Origin of the sequence: Mammaliicoccus sp. J-M41 (assembly GCF_022385935.1) — a bacterium.
Lineage (GTDB): Bacteria > Bacillota > Bacilli > Staphylococcales > Staphylococcaceae > Mammaliicoccus > Mammaliicoccus sciuri_A.
Window position 1 is genome coordinate 14,975 of the sequence record NZ_JAJNIR010000004.1, and the last position, 14,947, is coordinate 29,921.

Annotated in this window: 19 protein-coding genes; 16 read left to right on the forward strand and 3 right to left on the reverse strand. The window is 31.4% G+C overall.

The genetic code is table 11. The features are described from left to right. Nucleotide 1: 1 nt before the first annotated feature. The 13 genes from LQ686_RS02635 to LQ686_RS02695 all read left to right on the forward strand — a co-directional run bounded on the left by LQ686_RS02635 (nucleotide 2) and on the right by LQ686_RS02695 (nucleotide 11,149). Complete coding sequence (locus LQ686_RS02635) at nucleotides 2-850, forward strand: phage tail domain-containing protein (protein WP_239733140.1); 849 nt, start codon at nucleotides 2-4, stop codon at nucleotides 848-850. 15 nt (nucleotides 851-865) lie between these two features. After that, nucleotides 866-2,758: an SGNH/GDSL hydrolase family protein gene (locus LQ686_RS02640; RefSeq protein ID WP_239733141.1), complete on the forward strand. Its 1,893-nt coding sequence runs from the start codon at nucleotides 866-868 to the stop codon at nucleotides 2,756-2,758. Between the two features lie 50 nt (nucleotides 2,759-2,808). After that, nucleotides 2,809-5,010, forward strand: coding sequence for a phage tail protein (locus LQ686_RS02645; RefSeq protein WP_239733142.1), 2,202 nt, complete (start codon nucleotides 2,809-2,811; stop codon nucleotides 5,008-5,010). Next, nucleotides 4,997-5,170 (forward strand): hypothetical protein, encoded by a 174-nt coding sequence (locus tag LQ686_RS02650; RefSeq protein WP_239733143.1) that lies wholly within the window; start codon nucleotides 4,997-4,999, stop codon nucleotides 5,168-5,170. Before LQ686_RS02645 ends, LQ686_RS02650 begins: the two co-directional genes overlap by 14 nt. A 59-nt stretch (nucleotides 5,171-5,229) precedes the next feature. Then, the gene (locus tag LQ686_RS02655; RefSeq protein ID WP_239733144.1) at nucleotides 5,230-5,685 is read left to right on the forward strand and encodes a hypothetical protein; all 456 of its coding nucleotides are present in this window, start codon (nucleotides 5,230-5,232) and stop codon (nucleotides 5,683-5,685) included. Further along, on the forward strand, nucleotides 5,658-6,077 hold the full coding sequence (locus LQ686_RS02660) for a hypothetical protein (protein WP_239733145.1): 420 nt from the start codon (nucleotides 5,658-5,660) through the stop codon (nucleotides 6,075-6,077). Before LQ686_RS02655 ends, LQ686_RS02660 begins: the two co-directional genes overlap by 28 nt. A gap of 15 nt (nucleotides 6,078-6,092) precedes the next feature. Beyond that, entirely contained in the window at nucleotides 6,093-6,380 is a 288-nt protein-coding gene (locus tag LQ686_RS02665; protein ID WP_239733146.1) for a phage holin, read from the forward strand. Nucleotides 6,381-6,432: 52 nt separating this feature from the next. Further along, nucleotides 6,433-7,806 carry an N-acetylmuramoyl-L-alanine amidase gene (locus LQ686_RS02670; protein ID WP_239733147.1) on the forward strand — a complete coding sequence of 458 codons (1,374 nt, stop codon included), beginning with the start codon at nucleotides 6,433-6,435 and terminating at the stop codon, nucleotides 7,804-7,806. A 177-nt stretch (nucleotides 7,807-7,983) separates the two neighbouring features. Then, nucleotides 7,984-8,694: a hypothetical protein gene (locus LQ686_RS02675; protein WP_239733148.1), complete on the forward strand. Its 711-nt coding sequence runs from the start codon at nucleotides 7,984-7,986 to the stop codon at nucleotides 8,692-8,694. A gap of 29 nt (nucleotides 8,695-8,723) precedes the next feature. After that, nucleotides 8,724-8,885, forward strand: coding sequence for a hypothetical protein (locus LQ686_RS02680; RefSeq protein ID WP_239733149.1), 162 nt, complete (start codon nucleotides 8,724-8,726; stop codon nucleotides 8,883-8,885). A gap of 326 nt (nucleotides 8,886-9,211) precedes the next feature. Continuing rightward, nucleotides 9,212-9,880: a hypothetical protein gene (locus LQ686_RS02685; protein WP_239733150.1), complete on the forward strand. Its 669-nt coding sequence runs from the start codon at nucleotides 9,212-9,214 to the stop codon at nucleotides 9,878-9,880. Between the two features lie 239 nt (nucleotides 9,881-10,119). After that, a complete protein-coding gene (locus LQ686_RS02690) occupies nucleotides 10,120-10,614 on the forward strand; it encodes a hypothetical protein (RefSeq protein WP_239733151.1) in 495 nt (164 codons plus the stop codon). Nucleotides 10,615-10,657: 43 nt separating this feature from the next. Next, nucleotides 10,658-11,149, forward strand: a complete 492-nt coding sequence (locus tag LQ686_RS02695; protein ID WP_119494229.1) for a hypothetical protein — start codon at nucleotides 10,658-10,660, stop codon at nucleotides 11,147-11,149. A 212-nt stretch (nucleotides 11,150-11,361) separates the two neighbouring features. Here the strand turns inward: LQ686_RS02695 and LQ686_RS02700 are convergent, their stop codons facing one another. Continuing rightward, nucleotides 11,362-11,832, reverse strand: coding sequence for a hypothetical protein (locus LQ686_RS02700; protein WP_239733152.1), 471 nt, complete (start codon nucleotides 11,830-11,832; stop codon nucleotides 11,362-11,364). A gap of 262 nt (nucleotides 11,833-12,094) precedes the next feature. On the opposite strand from LQ686_RS02700, the gene LQ686_RS02705 reads away from it, so the two are divergent. Beyond that, entirely contained in the window at nucleotides 12,095-12,244 is a 150-nt protein-coding gene (locus LQ686_RS02705; RefSeq protein ID WP_239733153.1) for a hypothetical protein, read from the forward strand. Between the two features lie 39 nt (nucleotides 12,245-12,283). Here the strand turns inward: LQ686_RS02705 and LQ686_RS02710 are convergent, their stop codons facing one another. Further along, on the reverse strand, nucleotides 12,284-12,568 hold the full coding sequence (locus tag LQ686_RS02710; protein WP_232158562.1) for a YjcQ family protein: 285 nt from the start codon (nucleotides 12,566-12,568) through the stop codon (nucleotides 12,284-12,286). Nucleotides 12,569-12,594: 26 nt separating this feature from the next. Continuing rightward, entirely contained in the window at nucleotides 12,595-13,005 is a 411-nt protein-coding gene (locus LQ686_RS02715) for a YolD-like family protein (RefSeq protein ID WP_239733154.1), read from the reverse strand. Nucleotides 13,006-13,426: 421 nt separating this feature from the next. Between LQ686_RS02715 and LQ686_RS02720 the strand changes: the two genes are divergently transcribed. After that, a complete protein-coding gene (locus LQ686_RS02720) occupies nucleotides 13,427-14,050 on the forward strand; it encodes a CHAP domain-containing protein (RefSeq protein ID WP_107565449.1) in 624 nt (207 codons plus the stop codon). Nucleotides 14,051-14,217: 167 nt separating this feature from the next. Beyond that, a complete protein-coding gene (rnc, locus tag LQ686_RS02725; protein ID WP_025905300.1) occupies nucleotides 14,218-14,937 on the forward strand; it encodes a ribonuclease III in 720 nt (239 codons plus the stop codon). Nucleotides 14,938-14,947: the final 10 nt, after the last annotated feature.

Consider the following 14,947-nt stretch of genomic DNA (forward strand, 5'->3'; position numbering starts at 1 on the left):
AGTGAGTTGTAAACTACCGAATAAATTTAAATTTTTAGACAAAAATTTTAATGAGCTACAATTTCCTGATGGTATAAGAGCATCAGGAATAATAGTTCATAGTATAGAAAAGGAAAGGCACTCAGAAAAAGTTGAAGGCATTCCTGGAAACATAAATTATGGATCAGATTTTAATTCTAGAAAAATAGATTTACATTTCACATTAAGTACCAAGTATGAATTTGATTTTTCATTGATGAGGAATGATTTATATGAAATGTTTTCTCATAACGACATCATATACTTAGTAGAAAACACATTACCTTCGAGATTTATTGGTATTACTATAGACGAATCAGTTTCTCCAGAAAATGTAGCGTTGCATTTTTATTCCAAATTAGAAATTAGTGTTGAGTCAAGTGGCTTACCATTTTGGAGAACTAAATATACAACACAAGAACTAAATGATGAAGGTTATACTGCCATTGTTGATAAATACGGTACTGCTGACAATATTCATATTGATCATACTCAGTACACGTATAAAACAAATGAATTTACCATATATAATTCAGGTAATGTGACAATAGACCCTAGACATATGGAATTATCAATAATGTTAAGGTATGTCAATTCTCCAGGTAACTTTACGATTGAGAACGTAACAACAGGAGAAAAATTTGTTTATAAATCATCTATTAATAATAATCATTTAACGTTAGATGGCATTAAAGTTAATGTAGGTGTATATAACAGGTTACGTGATAGTAACAGACAATTCATATCATTAGTAAAAGGTGTAAACAAAATAAAAATATACAATGGGACTTTCGAAGAAATCAAATTCGATAGTCCTTTTTATTTTAAATAAAGGAGTGATAATCACATGGCGAGAAAAACAATCAACGCACTGTTTGATAGAACAAACTTATCAAGTGTTAACGATAACTTTGAGGAATTATTTAAAGAAAAAGATTCTCAAAATAACGCTATTAATACATTTAATGCTGAAATTCAGCGTGTTAAACAAAATAGTGAGAATTTTATCAGTAAGTCTAATGAAATACTTAATAAAGCAATTGAAAATAATGAAATGAATCAAGACGTACAATCTCAAATCAACGATTTAATACTTTCTGATGGGCAAAGTGATGCCGAAGTTATACAAGCAAGAGGCGAACATCCTGTTTTAAACGAAAGGTTAAATACAATTGACGATGAAGTAGTAAGCGTATCAGAAGTTGCTAAAGAATATGATTTGAAAACAAATAACATTTCAACTAGAGCAGCAATTGCGATTAAAAAGATGAATACGTCACCAGAAGAATGGTTAGGTAACTCTATAAAAATTTGTGTATGGGGGAATTCTTTAGGCGCAGGTAATGGCGCGTCTAGTGAGTCGTTATCATGGCCGAACAGATTAAAAAACACATTAAATAGATATTCCCGTACAGGTCAAGTCGTAACAATGATCAATCGATCTATTGGTGGTTATTACGCAAGTCAAGTAAATGACGAGTTTCCAGAGCCTAGTGGTGCAGATATCTCTATTATTTCGTTTGGTACAAACGAATACAACAAAGTGCAACGCACTGAATTATATGCCGAAGCATTAGAAAAAATTATTAAAAAAGAAGTAGAAGGTGGTTCTACAATTGTTTTAACAACCATGCCACAGTGGGGTAGTAAAGATCGGCAAGTTAAATCTTCAAACGGAGCAATGGAGGACTACAACCAAATTGTTCATGATTTAGGGAATAAGTATAATATTGCAGTCCTAGATTTATATAAAGAAACAAGAAATCTTGACTGGTCAGCTTACAAAACTGGTGAAGCTGCTCCACATATTCATCTGAATGACTTAGGTTATCAAATGTTATCCGAAAAAATGGCAGCGTTTATAGGTTTCCAAACACCAGGTACACTAAGAAAACTTAGAAATAATGATTTCTTAGGCGTTAGAGCAGGTGTTGATGGTATTAAATATGTTGGTGACTATTTATATTTATCGGAATCTGAAAACTATCCAACACCTTCAGAAGCTACTCAAAATAAGGGTGCTGCTATATCGTCAGGCAATGATGAAAAAATATTTTATTATGCTGTTAACATTGATGAGGATAACCTAGCATTATTCCCTAACTTCAAATTTACTAAAACAGATGGTACGGAATCGTTAACGATATATATAAATAACAGAAACAACCCATTTGATTACTCAAACACATTTATAAATAGCAATTCATTTAATAGATCCGTTGGGTTGAATACCAAAATATTAAGATTTAGCGATTTTACTAAACATGCCAATCAATATAATACACAAAACATCTACGCTAATTCTAATATGCCTTTACACAATATAATGTTTCCAGTTGCTGGTCACTATACACTAACTGTAAAAGTTAAAAACTGTGATTTCTTCGGTTTTGATTGTGTGGGTGGAAATATCGCAAAACTTATTCAAAGTAAAAATGATACAGGTTGGATCCCGTTTTCTTTAACAGGCGTGTCCAATTCTGACTCTAATAAACCTAGTGCATACAGAAAGGTTGTAGACGGGGATAAAACAGAAATTCATTTAAGAATCGCAGTAAACGGAACAACAGGGCAAGTATTCGCCACATTACCATCAGGTTTCCATCCTGGACAATTAACGAGATTACCTGCCTTTAGTGGTACTGATAACTCAGGTTTAGTTATTGGCGCAAGTGGTAATTTAGTTGCAACTACTGGCGATAGTCACGATTTTAGATGCACGCAATCTATCGTGTTATAGGCTAGGGTAATTCCTAGCCTTTTTTATTTTATATAAAGGTAGGTGTGAAGATGTATATTAGAGATTTAAAGGGTAATGAATACTTTCTTGAGGGTGTGGTATCACACGATCAAGAGTTAAACGGTGACGAACGAATTGATATAGACATTCATTACACAAACAATAATAGTGAGTTTTTATCGCAACATGATGATTTAAAAATGTGGACAATCATATTTGAGAACAAAGAATACGTCATTATATCTAGCAAGATGTCTGGTAAAGGTAGTAAATATATGATTAGTGTTACAGGGATTTTATATGTTCTTGATTGGTTAAATAGTAATCGTGTATACCAACGTATAGATGCCAGTCTAACGACTACTGAAGCTTTTGATATCGTTTTTGAAAATTCACCATTCACATATATATTAGTAGATTCAGCTACTTCTGAACAATTTGAAGGTTTAGGAGATGGAGAAACTAAACTAGAAGTATTTAAGACATTAATTGATCGTTATGGCTATGAAATGAATATTGTAGGTAATGTTGTTTATCTACAGTCATTAGTTGGTAACGACACGAACTTTGAGTATAGATACAAAGTAAATGCCAGTAACATCACGAAAGAAACGAATGCTGCTGATTTGTGGACATATGTAAAAGGTTATGCAGATTATGATGATAATGAAGAAGACGTTGAGAGCAAAGCGAAAATAAAACGTGAATATGTTTCTCCATTAGAATCAATCATTGGTAGTCGCAGGCATGCACCACCTGTTAAAGATGGACGTGTTAAATATAATAGTGTTCTTGATAAGAAAATGAAGGAAGTTGTAGATAATAGTGTTCAAATTTCATTCAGTGCAGATATAAATGATATGTCACAACATGGTTACGATTATCAACATGCAGTTGTAGGTGACAGAGTTTTCTTAGTAGACGAACGTATTGGACTAAATACTGAAATCAGAGTGGTACAAATTTCACGTACAATCAATGCTAATAATGAATTAAGAAGTATGGAAATAACATTTGGTACTCAACCATTATCTGAATCATATAGTGCTAACTTTAATAATGCAGTAAGTAGTATCAATGATTTATTAAGTGGTAGAAAGTCATTACCTTTCGCTGCTTTAGATATCGTAAGTAAATCTATGGTTAGTAAAATTCAAGCGACCACTTCTGAAATTCTATATGACAGTAACGGTCAACACTTTATAGATAAACGAAACAATAATAACATCATGACAATGAACAGTAGTGGGTTATTACTTTCAACAGACGGAGGACGAACTGCTAAAACTGCAATGACAGCTGAAGGGATAACAGCCGATGCCATTACATCTGGTTCTATTACAGCCAACTATGTTAGAGGTGGTACCTTTTACGGAGATAATATGACATTAGAAAACTCACTTATTATAAGTGGTGTGAATAATGGTATAGAAGGTTATTTTAGTTATACTGATTCGTCTGATAGTTATATACCAAGAAGCTATGAAGGTGAATATAGGATTAATAACCAAGCGTTATGGTTTAAAGGGAATATATGGCGAGATACTGGACAATTCTTAGGTTATAATACTTCTTTCTTTGCGCATGATTCTGTAAAGTTTCGTAGATATGAGAATGAAGAAGCATACACAAATAACGATCCGTCACTTAGTACATTAGATTTAACCTATCAACATTTTAGATTAAAAAGAGATGGTTATCCTGAACTAAAATTAGAAAACACAGGTATAGCAACTATCCCACAAATTGTAGGTGTGTACGAGTTAATCAATAGAGAACGCAATATTGAAGTAAATGTTGCACATTCAAATGGTGGTGCTGATTTAATGGTAGGTGTTGACCAACAGGGTGGTTTTATCAAATCTAATGCTACTTACGGACGTACAACATCAGGGAACGCTAATGTTTATATTGGTGAATCAGGTGCTTTATATCGTAGTAGTTCAGCGATGAAATACAAAACAGATATTAAACGAGAAGCACCAACTAATTACAAAGCTATCTTAAACTTACCTAGTGCTAACTGGATAGATAAAGAAGAAAAAGAATATGGAATCGTCAAACAACGTTATTATGGTCATATAGCTGAAGACTTGATAGAAATAGGTTTACCAGAGTTTGTTGAATATGGTAAAGACCAAGAAGTAGAAAGTATTATGTACGAACGTTTAATATCGCCTTTATTAGAAGTTGTTAAAGACCATGAACAACAAATAAAAGAGTTGGAGGAAAAAGTGAATGGAATTAAATAATATGACTGTATCTGAAAAAGTATTATTCAGTAGGTTACAACAAGAACAACAAATATCTATTAACTTACAAATTAGATTAGAAGAAACGTTACAAGAGTTAGAAAAGTATAAAGAAGATAACGCAAAGTTAGAAAAGCAAGTACAAGATGATAAAGCATAAGGCACTGATTAATTTCAGTGTCTTTTTTATATAAATAAATTACAGAAAGTGGGTGTTGTATGAATAGAGAGAAAAAAGGTCTATTTCAGAATTTAGACTTCTTACAATTTGCCATAGTTGTATATATGGTTGGTTTTGGTTTGCATGTCGCTATTCGTGGTGCTTACTGGGTAGTTAGACCATTAGAGTCTGCAAAAGATAGTGCGTTATTTGAAACCATGCACGATTATGGAGGATTAACTTTTTGGGGGTTACTTATTTTAATAGGTGCAACATTCCAAATATTATCTTCAATTATATTACCGTATTATAGACAGACTAATGTGTTTTTTGTCACGTATGCTTTAGGTAACTTCATATGTGGTGCCTTCTACTTCTTATATTCAGTAGCAAGTGTGAACAGTGGGTTAAGTCCTATATCACCATTTCAAAATTTAGCATTTGCAGTAATGATGTTTATTTTATCAATCGCAGGAGGTATGCACGCATGGAACACGAGAAGAAGACAAACTTAGAATATGATTATTACTTACCACGCGATGAATACCTAGAACGAGAAGGCAAACTATATAGATATGTTAATAAAATTGATGATAAACATGATCAAAACTATAACGCTATAAATTTAACATTAATGACTTTCATTGAGAGTCAAAAACCATTAAATGAAACTATGATTGGTATACGCGAAGATTTAAGAGAAGTCACAACTATCATTAAAGATAATGAAAAGCGTACAGACGAGTTAGAACGTGATGTTAAAGGTATTGAAAAAGAATTTACATCTTATAAAGAAGAAAGAAATAAACAAATGGGCGATATTTTAAAACTCATTGGCATCATTGCATCGAGTTTACTCGGTGGTGGTGGGTTAATCACAGTGTTAGCGAACATATTTTTACAATAATAAGGAGGTATTTAAATGGATACAGGTACAATTATAAGAACAATATTATTAATTATGGTGTGGGTTAACCAAGCATTAGCATTAAATGGTGTGTCGCCAATTCCTGTTGATGAAGTGACAATCAGTACAGTTATCACGGGTGTTGTTTCGTTAGTTGCATGGTGGAAAAATAATAACTTCACTAAAGAGGCTAAATGGGGTCAAGAGAAAACGAACAAGTATAAAGCACAAAAGAAAATGGCTAAAGCTACAGGCTATGCACCAGTTACAGAAGAACCAATCGACGGATTAACAAATAAATAAAATATTTTGGGTGGCTCAATTATGGGTCGCTCTTTTTTAATGAGGTGAATAAATGAAGACACAAGCAGAATCGGTTAAATATATCAATGCAATGGAAGGTACATTTGTTGATTTTGACTTAGCATATGGCTATCAATGTTATGATGTCGCTAACAAGTATTGGTATTATGTAACAGGTCGTAAGTTATATGGTTTATACGCTAAAGACATACCTAAAGATAATAATTTCAAAGGGTATGCTACTGTATATGAAAACACACCATCATTTTTACCACTGCCTGGTGACTTAGTTGTTTGGAATGGTAATTACGGTGAAGGATGTGGACACGTTGCAGTCGTCACACAAGCGACTTTATCACAATTCCAAGTTATCGAAAATAACTGGTTAGGTGGAGGATATGTTAGTGGTAAACCAGGTTGGGAAAAAGCAACTAGACGTTGGCATACATTTGATTTTCCTATGTGGTTTATTCGTCCACATTATGATAAATCAACATCAGTTGTTAAGAAAGTGGCAAGTGTAGTTAAACCTAAAGCTACTGTAACTAAAAAGAAATTTGTACTCGTTGCTGGTCATGGATATAACGATCCAGGCGCAGTAGGTAATGGAACAAATGAACGCGATTTTATCCGTAAGAATATTATTGATAATGTAGCTAAATACTTACGTTCAGCAGGTCATACAGTAACGTTATACGATAAGAAACAAGATATGTATCAAGATACTGCATACGGTTATAATCGTGGCGATACAAAGAAATACGGGCTATATTGGGTTAAGAATAAACTTAAACCTAATGCTGTAATTGAGTTCCATTTAGATGCAGCAGGTGCAAGCGCGAGTGGTGGTCACGTTATTAAAAATGCATATTCAGCAGATAACATTGATAAAGGATTACAGAAAGCCCTAGAGGACACTGTAGGTACAATCAGAGGTATAACAACTAGAAATGACTTACTCAACGTCAACGTGGCTTATAGTCAAAATATTAACTATCGATTAGTTGAATTAGGCTTTATCACAAGCAAGAAAGATATGGACTATATTAAGAAGAACCTACAAGCATTTACTAAACGAATAGCTGAAGGTATTCATGGTAAGCCAATAGGTGGAACGCCTGCAGGTAAAAGTAAAAAGATTACATGGGCTTGGAAAGGTCGATTTACACCGAATACTAAAATTAAGGTTCGTAAATCACCAGGATTAAAAGGTGTAGTTGTAGATAAAGGCTCATGGTTAAAAGATAAAAGTGATTGGGTTGATTTCGTATCGGTAACTAAGAAAGACGGTTACTGGTGGATTAAGTTTAAATATCCAACGAACCCTAGAGCAGGTTATTTCTATTGTGCTGTATGTAAGATTACAGATAAGAAAGAACGTATTAAACATGAGAAAGCTTTTTATGGAAAATTAACATGGAAGTAACTTTTTAATTTGTTAGTCAACTTGATAATTATAGTTTAGTTTAAATTTGTTGAGGGGGAGTAGTTTTCCCTCTTTTTTTTCGATTTACTATAGTATATAATAATTTTAATTAATAAATTTATTATCGTGTGTGACGTAACTTAAAGTATGGGAATAATAGAAATGGGGATGTTTTAAGTGAGGAAGAGTAAAGCTAAGAAATTTCAAGAAGAATTTAATTCATTAGGACTTGAATTTAAAAAAGTGATTAGAGATATGTTAGACAAGGAAACAAATGGGATACATTTAGAAGAAGCAACATATTCAGATATATACGATATTGTTGAAAAATTTAACCAATATCATAGGGTTATGATTGAAGTGTGTTACAATGATTTTGCTAGTAAGAAAGATAAGATAAATGTTTATGAATTGACTGATCATACTGAAGAAGAAAAAAAATATTTAGAAAAGGTAAAAGAGAAATTTTATTATTCAAAGGATAGATATTACATTGAATCAAGCTTAATAAGACTAGAAAAGCAGTTGGATTTTATAAAAAAATTAAAAGAAAATAACAAATTTCATGATAACTATGATACTAGGGTTAAATGCAGAAAAAAAATTAAATTAGAAAATTCTTTAGAAGCTATAGGGGATACAGTTGGGAAAGTATTTAAAAAAGCTATAATTCCTGCTGTTTCTAAGGGGGCTAGTCTTGCTAAAGAAGGTTATTATACAGGAATGGATGAATTAGGTAAAAAAGCAGATACAGCTTATGAAAACTTTTATAAAGAAATGAAATCTAAACCTACATCAACTTTATTAGATTACTACAATAATAGAGAATTAAATGACTATCAATTTTCAATAATTGAAGAGGTATTAGTGGAACGTGGAGCGCTTTAAAAGTTGGATATTGTAAGGGGGTGAACTTAATGTTTGGGAAAAAAGACCATAAAAAAAGTCCTAGAGAGACTGGTGGACCAGTTGTAAGTAAAGGGCCTACTTCAGGACAAAACAGAAGTAGAAAAAAATCAGGTGAGTGGAGAAAAAAACGTAGTGATGCAGGCGTTTCGAGAGGGCCACAAAAGAAATAATAAGAAGCCATTATTAAAACCCTATCTAGCGGGAACTAGGTAGGGTTATTTTTTATGCGTAAAATTAAAAAATAACATGGTATAATACACTTAAAAAGAGGTGTTTGTATGTACATGTTATTTGAACATATATGGGATTATGAAAATTCGAAAACTAATGTAATATGCGTTAGTGAAAATAAAGATATTGTTACAAACATTTTATCAAAATATAAATTCGGTAGAATATTAGAATTTGAAGATAGAGTTATATACGAACAAGAAGATAGATATTTCATACTAGTTCATACCATTAAAGATAATTACCTAAAAAGAGAGGTAGTTATATGAAGAAGTTGAAAGATTTAGATTCGCATGAACAAAGTGTACAAAAACTAGAATTTTGTTTATTTCATATAGACAACTTGAAGAAAAAAGAAGTTTTAGATATGAATGATCAGATAATGATTAATTTATTATTAAATGTATTTAAATCGTCGATGGAGTATTCTATACAATATTTAAGAAGAACTAACAACGTATCTAAAAAGCAACTTTCATATATACCAAATAAAAATGATTTTAAGAAAGTAGAAAAATTCTATGATATCTTAAAGCAAAGATTTGGAGTTGGTGATAAGAAAGGTAAAGATATTTTTGATACTTTATTTGTTACAAATACTTATAATCAATTTAATAAAATGCAAAACGACGAGAAACACGCGCAAATAAATACACATGAGGATTATATAATTGAAAACACTGGAAATATGAACTTACCTGGCAATATCAACATAGGTGATAATACTATATCACGGCGTAAAAATGGTGAATCTAAAGGTGTCGTTTTAAATGGAGATGAATTAGATTTATCACAAAACGACGGATACTCCTACGACGAAAAAATTTATTTTGAATACAATAATAGAGAAGTATTCGAGTTCTTATATGAAGTATTTGAGTTAGTAAATAATTTCGTAATTGATATAAAAGAATACATAGATAACAAGGAGTGAGCAATATGGTAATTACGTTATTGGTATGCTCGATTACCTGTGTTGTATTAGCGAACATAAGTTTAAAATTAAGACTAGATGATTTACAAAAAGAAGTTAAAGAATTGAAGAATTAAAGGTTCAGAAATAGTTAATACCCTAGCTCATTAAAAGTTAGGGTATTTTTTTATTTTTTATAGTTATAATCAATCTAATTTTATGCTATTATATATAAAAGTTTATATTAAGGGAGAATGTAAATGAAAAGATACATAATATTATTATTTTCTTTCATAGTTTTGTTGAGTGGATGTGGGAAAGAGGACATTGAAAAAGAATTGGAAGGTACTTGGTATGACCAAGAGACGGGTGAAAAATGGTTTCGTATAGATGATGGAAAAATGTACAGATCAGAAAAATATGATGGTACAACTTATAAAGTAATTGATAAATCAAATGATTCAATTTCGTTACTATGGGAAAGCGAACGGGGAGAAGATGTAGATTTAGAATCTCAATATCATTTTGATTTTATATATGACGATTATTCAGTTGCTTATGTAGAAAGTGAATTATACAGATTAGACGGAGAAGTTCTAAATGAGGAATCTATTACAGTTGAAAAGAAAACTAATTGGTTTGATAACGCTTTTATATATAGTATATTCTTGTTGTTTATTGTATTGTTCTTTGTTGGACTATATTTTGTTATGAGAAAACCAAGAGTTAGAAAAGCAATGGGATTAGATAAGTAAAAAGATATTAGTTTGTTTATGACGATATAGGGAGAGAGTTTTATTGAAAAAATTAATTGGTTTGATATTTTTGCTAGTAATTTTTGTGTCAGGTTGTTCAAGTAAAGCAGAAAAAGGTTTTGAAGGTAAATGGTTTAACTTAGATGCTCAAGAAGAATGGGCAACAGTTAAAAATAATACATTATACTTTCCTATTGGGAAACCTATTAAATATGAGGTTAATGAATCAGATGACAATTCTTTGGATGTAACTACTTTTATGGAAACTAACGGTCAAGAATTTCAAGTAGATTATCAGATAGATTTTACTCAAAAGAATTTTACTCATGCAGTAGTTTTTGCTGAACAATATTCAGAGGATGGTTATTTAGTTAATAAAAATAGCTTTGTTATAAAAAAGGATAAAGAAGAAGGAACTTTTATCAAATTTGTAAAAATGATATTTTCAGTTATTGTAGTTATTTTATTTATCGGTGTTCTTTTCTGGATTTTTGGGAATCCTAAGGTAAAAAGGATGTTAGGATTAGATAAATAATCGAGCTACAAAATGAATTATAAAATTTATCATTAGTACTGAAAGGAGGGGGAATTTATGAGTGAAAAAAGTAAAGATTATAAACCGAAAGACGTTGTTGTAAAAGAAGATGGAACTGGGGAAGCTATCATTGAAACTCCAGATGGTCTCGATGTCAAAGTTCCACCTAAAAAGTAATTAATTACGTAACTAAACCCACCATTTAAGGTGGGTTATTTATATGGATGATTTTTAATATATTCTTTAGCTTTTCCTTGATTACCACCTGCAGCATTTATTGCTTCATATTGTTCAACGATTTTGTAATCAAAGTCTTTACCTAAACCATTTGCTATGTTTGTACGTGCAGTTTGTATAGTACCATCAAATTCTTTTTGTTCTTTACTTCCCTCAGGTAACGAATCTCTATTAAGTGTCACAAGTCGGAATGCATAATTCTTATCAGATAAATGGGGTAAGTATTCAGGATTTTCTTCCGACTGTTCATTGTTATTCTCAACTATCTGTTCATTATTCGTACTAATATCATCTTCAACAGTTTGGTTTTGATCATTAACATTTGTTGATATATCTTTATCCTTTTTAGCAATTGTATTCTCATACACCATAAACCCTGCATAAGATAGACCTACCATTAAAATAGCAATAACTAATATAGACATTATCACTTTTAAAATATTCATTTTATCCAACCTTCCCTTTTATTTATGAACTTACCATTATTATAATTTTACTCTACTCCAGCAATACTATCTATGTAAATCTTATGATAAACTATATTTAGATTTGATTTCTCTTCCTAACGTTATCAAATCTCATATCGTTATCCAATGCCCTGTCACAATTTGTGATAGGGTTTTTAAATTTTTAAAATTTTGTAATATTTAACTGGGAATTGTATCCTAAAATTTGTTAAAATATCCAAAAGAGGGGTTGGAGGTATTTATGGATTTTGACAATAAATATTATGAATTACTGGATATAAGCGATGATTTACTTTATTTATCACAAATAGTAGCGAATGTTAGAAGTGCTGATGATAAAAATTTAACGGTTGTTATAGTTAAACTTAAAACAATAATCAAAAAAATGTAACCTTATTAAAGAAAGTCCCACCATTTAAGGTGGGCATATTTATTTAATCCAATCTCTTATTTCTTTAGCTAAATTATATGACTTTCCAAGAGCGCTATTATCTCTCAAATACTTTTCTCCAGATTCTGTTATCCAAGTTATTCCCTTATCAAACCAGATTAAGTTATCTCCTTTAGAATAACCAGTGATATAGCCTTCTCGTTTTAAGAAAAACGCTTGCTCAGTAAAATCGTCTTGATCTATACCAAAATCATCTGCTGTAATTCTAATTTTCCCTTTGTCTACTTCTTTCAACATTGCATATCTTAATTTTTGTTTATTCAATACAATCCCTCCATTTTTTAATAATTCTATTCTATACCAACAATACAATCCATATTCAATCTTATCTTCTCATTATCTTTAATAACTTCGAGTTTATTCTTTTCACTATCAAATTTATGAATTTCACATGCTATTTCTTTATAATATCCACTTTCCCAATACTTAATTGTTGCTGGTGGATCATAAAATAGTTTCTGTGCTAGTACATCATTTAAATCTCTTAAGGCTAATTCATCTAAGATAGGTTTATCTGTCTTACTTTGGTCTTTAATATACTGATTAATCGTTTCATACTGTTGTGGCATTGTGGCAAAAGGCGCCCATTTAATCATTGTTCTACCTTCTGGAATATTCTTATTAAGATACTTACTGGGAATCTTTCTGTAATCTGTTTCATACTTGTACGGTTCGGGCATGCCCGGGTTAATGATTTTCAATTTAAACACCTCACGTATAATTAGTAATTTCATTATACGAACAAACGTTCTGTTTTGTAAAGGGAAGGTGAATATATGTATAAGGGGGGGCAAAAAGGGGGCAAAAAATTTGTTTTCATATGAACTAATATGAAATAGTCATTGGATAAAACCTGTGTTCAAGTGTGCTAATTACTATACTTGAACACCCATAAACTCATGTGAAAATCATATGTATTTCATCATTAGAAAAATAATAAGATTCCTATCGCCCGTATGCCATTGGCTACGGGCGTTTTATTTTTGTTTAAAAGTGAAAAAGGGTTGTTCATTTGTAATCAATACTTAATCTTTATAACCTATCCAGTATACTTTATATATGATAAAATGTTTTAATATATTATTTAAGAATATATATAATACATATTTATTAGGGGGATGTATGAAGATTAAAAGCAAATTATTGTTAGCTATTGCATTTACGAGCTTGACTGCATTGAATTTGAATTTGCATGCTGACGCTAAGGATGGCGGCGGTAGTGATATATCTAAAGACAAGACACCTAAGATACAGAACGTAGAGGTTGAACATAGAGATTACGATAAGAAATCAAGCAAGGTCCAAAAAGAAGTTGCAAAATCTTCAACGGCTGCCATGAATTATGTTTATTCATTGGAAGGCAAGGGTTGGGATTTTGATGGCTACTACGGTTGGCAATGTTTTGATTTAGTGAATTATTATTGGAATTATTTATATGGTCACGGTTTACATGGTGACTATGCAAAAGATATTCCAACTGCTAATAATTTTAGTGGTGAAGCTACAGTGTACAAAAATACACCATCATTTGTAGCACAACCAGGAGATGTCGTTGTATTTAATGAAGATTTCGGATCAGGTGCTGGACATACAGCGATTGTGTTAAACGGTAATGCAGATGGTAACGTCATGCAATTTACAAGTTTAGATCAAAATTGGTATGGTGGCGGTGCTGACAAGACAGAAGTTGCACAACGTATCACGCATGATTATGAAACTGAAATGTGGTTTATAAGACCAAATTAAGCAATCCATGATGATTACATAAGATAATATAAACGTCTGAACAAAGCAATTTGTTCAGACGTTTTATATATTGTGTCAATGGATATTGTCGTTTATGATAATATTCTTTTTTTTTTATGAAATATAACGTAAAATAGATAGGAAACATAATATTAGGGAGGACAGGCATGGTTAAAAATAAAGCACAAATCATAGCACAATTTAAAGCTCAATTCGATGCGTTTATGAAAGAAATAGATATCGAATTTGAACAATATGATATTTATGTTCAAGCATTCTCGCATTCAAGTTTTATTAATGACTTTAAATTAGATAAATTAAGTCATAATGAACGTTTAGAGTTCTTAGGAGACGCGGTGTTAGAATTGACGGTGTCACAGTTTTTATTCAAGAAATTTCCATTACTTCCAGAAGGTAAGCTCACTAAACTGCGCGCATCAATTGTATGTGAACCATCACTTGTAACATTTGCAATGAGTTTAAATATGAACGAATTACTTTTACTTGGTAAAGGTGAAGAAAAAACAGGTGGTCGTGAACGTCCATCGTTAATCGCCGATGCATTCGAATCATTTATTGGTGCATTGTATTTAGATAAAGGACTTGAAATTGTTGAGCAATTTTTAGAAAAAGTTGTATTTCCACATGTCGTTGATGAAAATTATACTGCGAATCGTGATTATAAAACAGAATTGCAGGAATTTATGCATCGTCATAATAAAGGCAATATTACGTATCATTTATTAGATGAAAGTGGTCCAGCACATCACAAGATGTTTACTTCTGAAGTACTATTAAATGGCAAACCTTTAGAAACAGGAAAAGGTAGAACGAAAAAAGAATCAGAACAAAATGCTGCTAAAAAAGCGTTGAATAATGGTCAATAAGGGGTAGTTT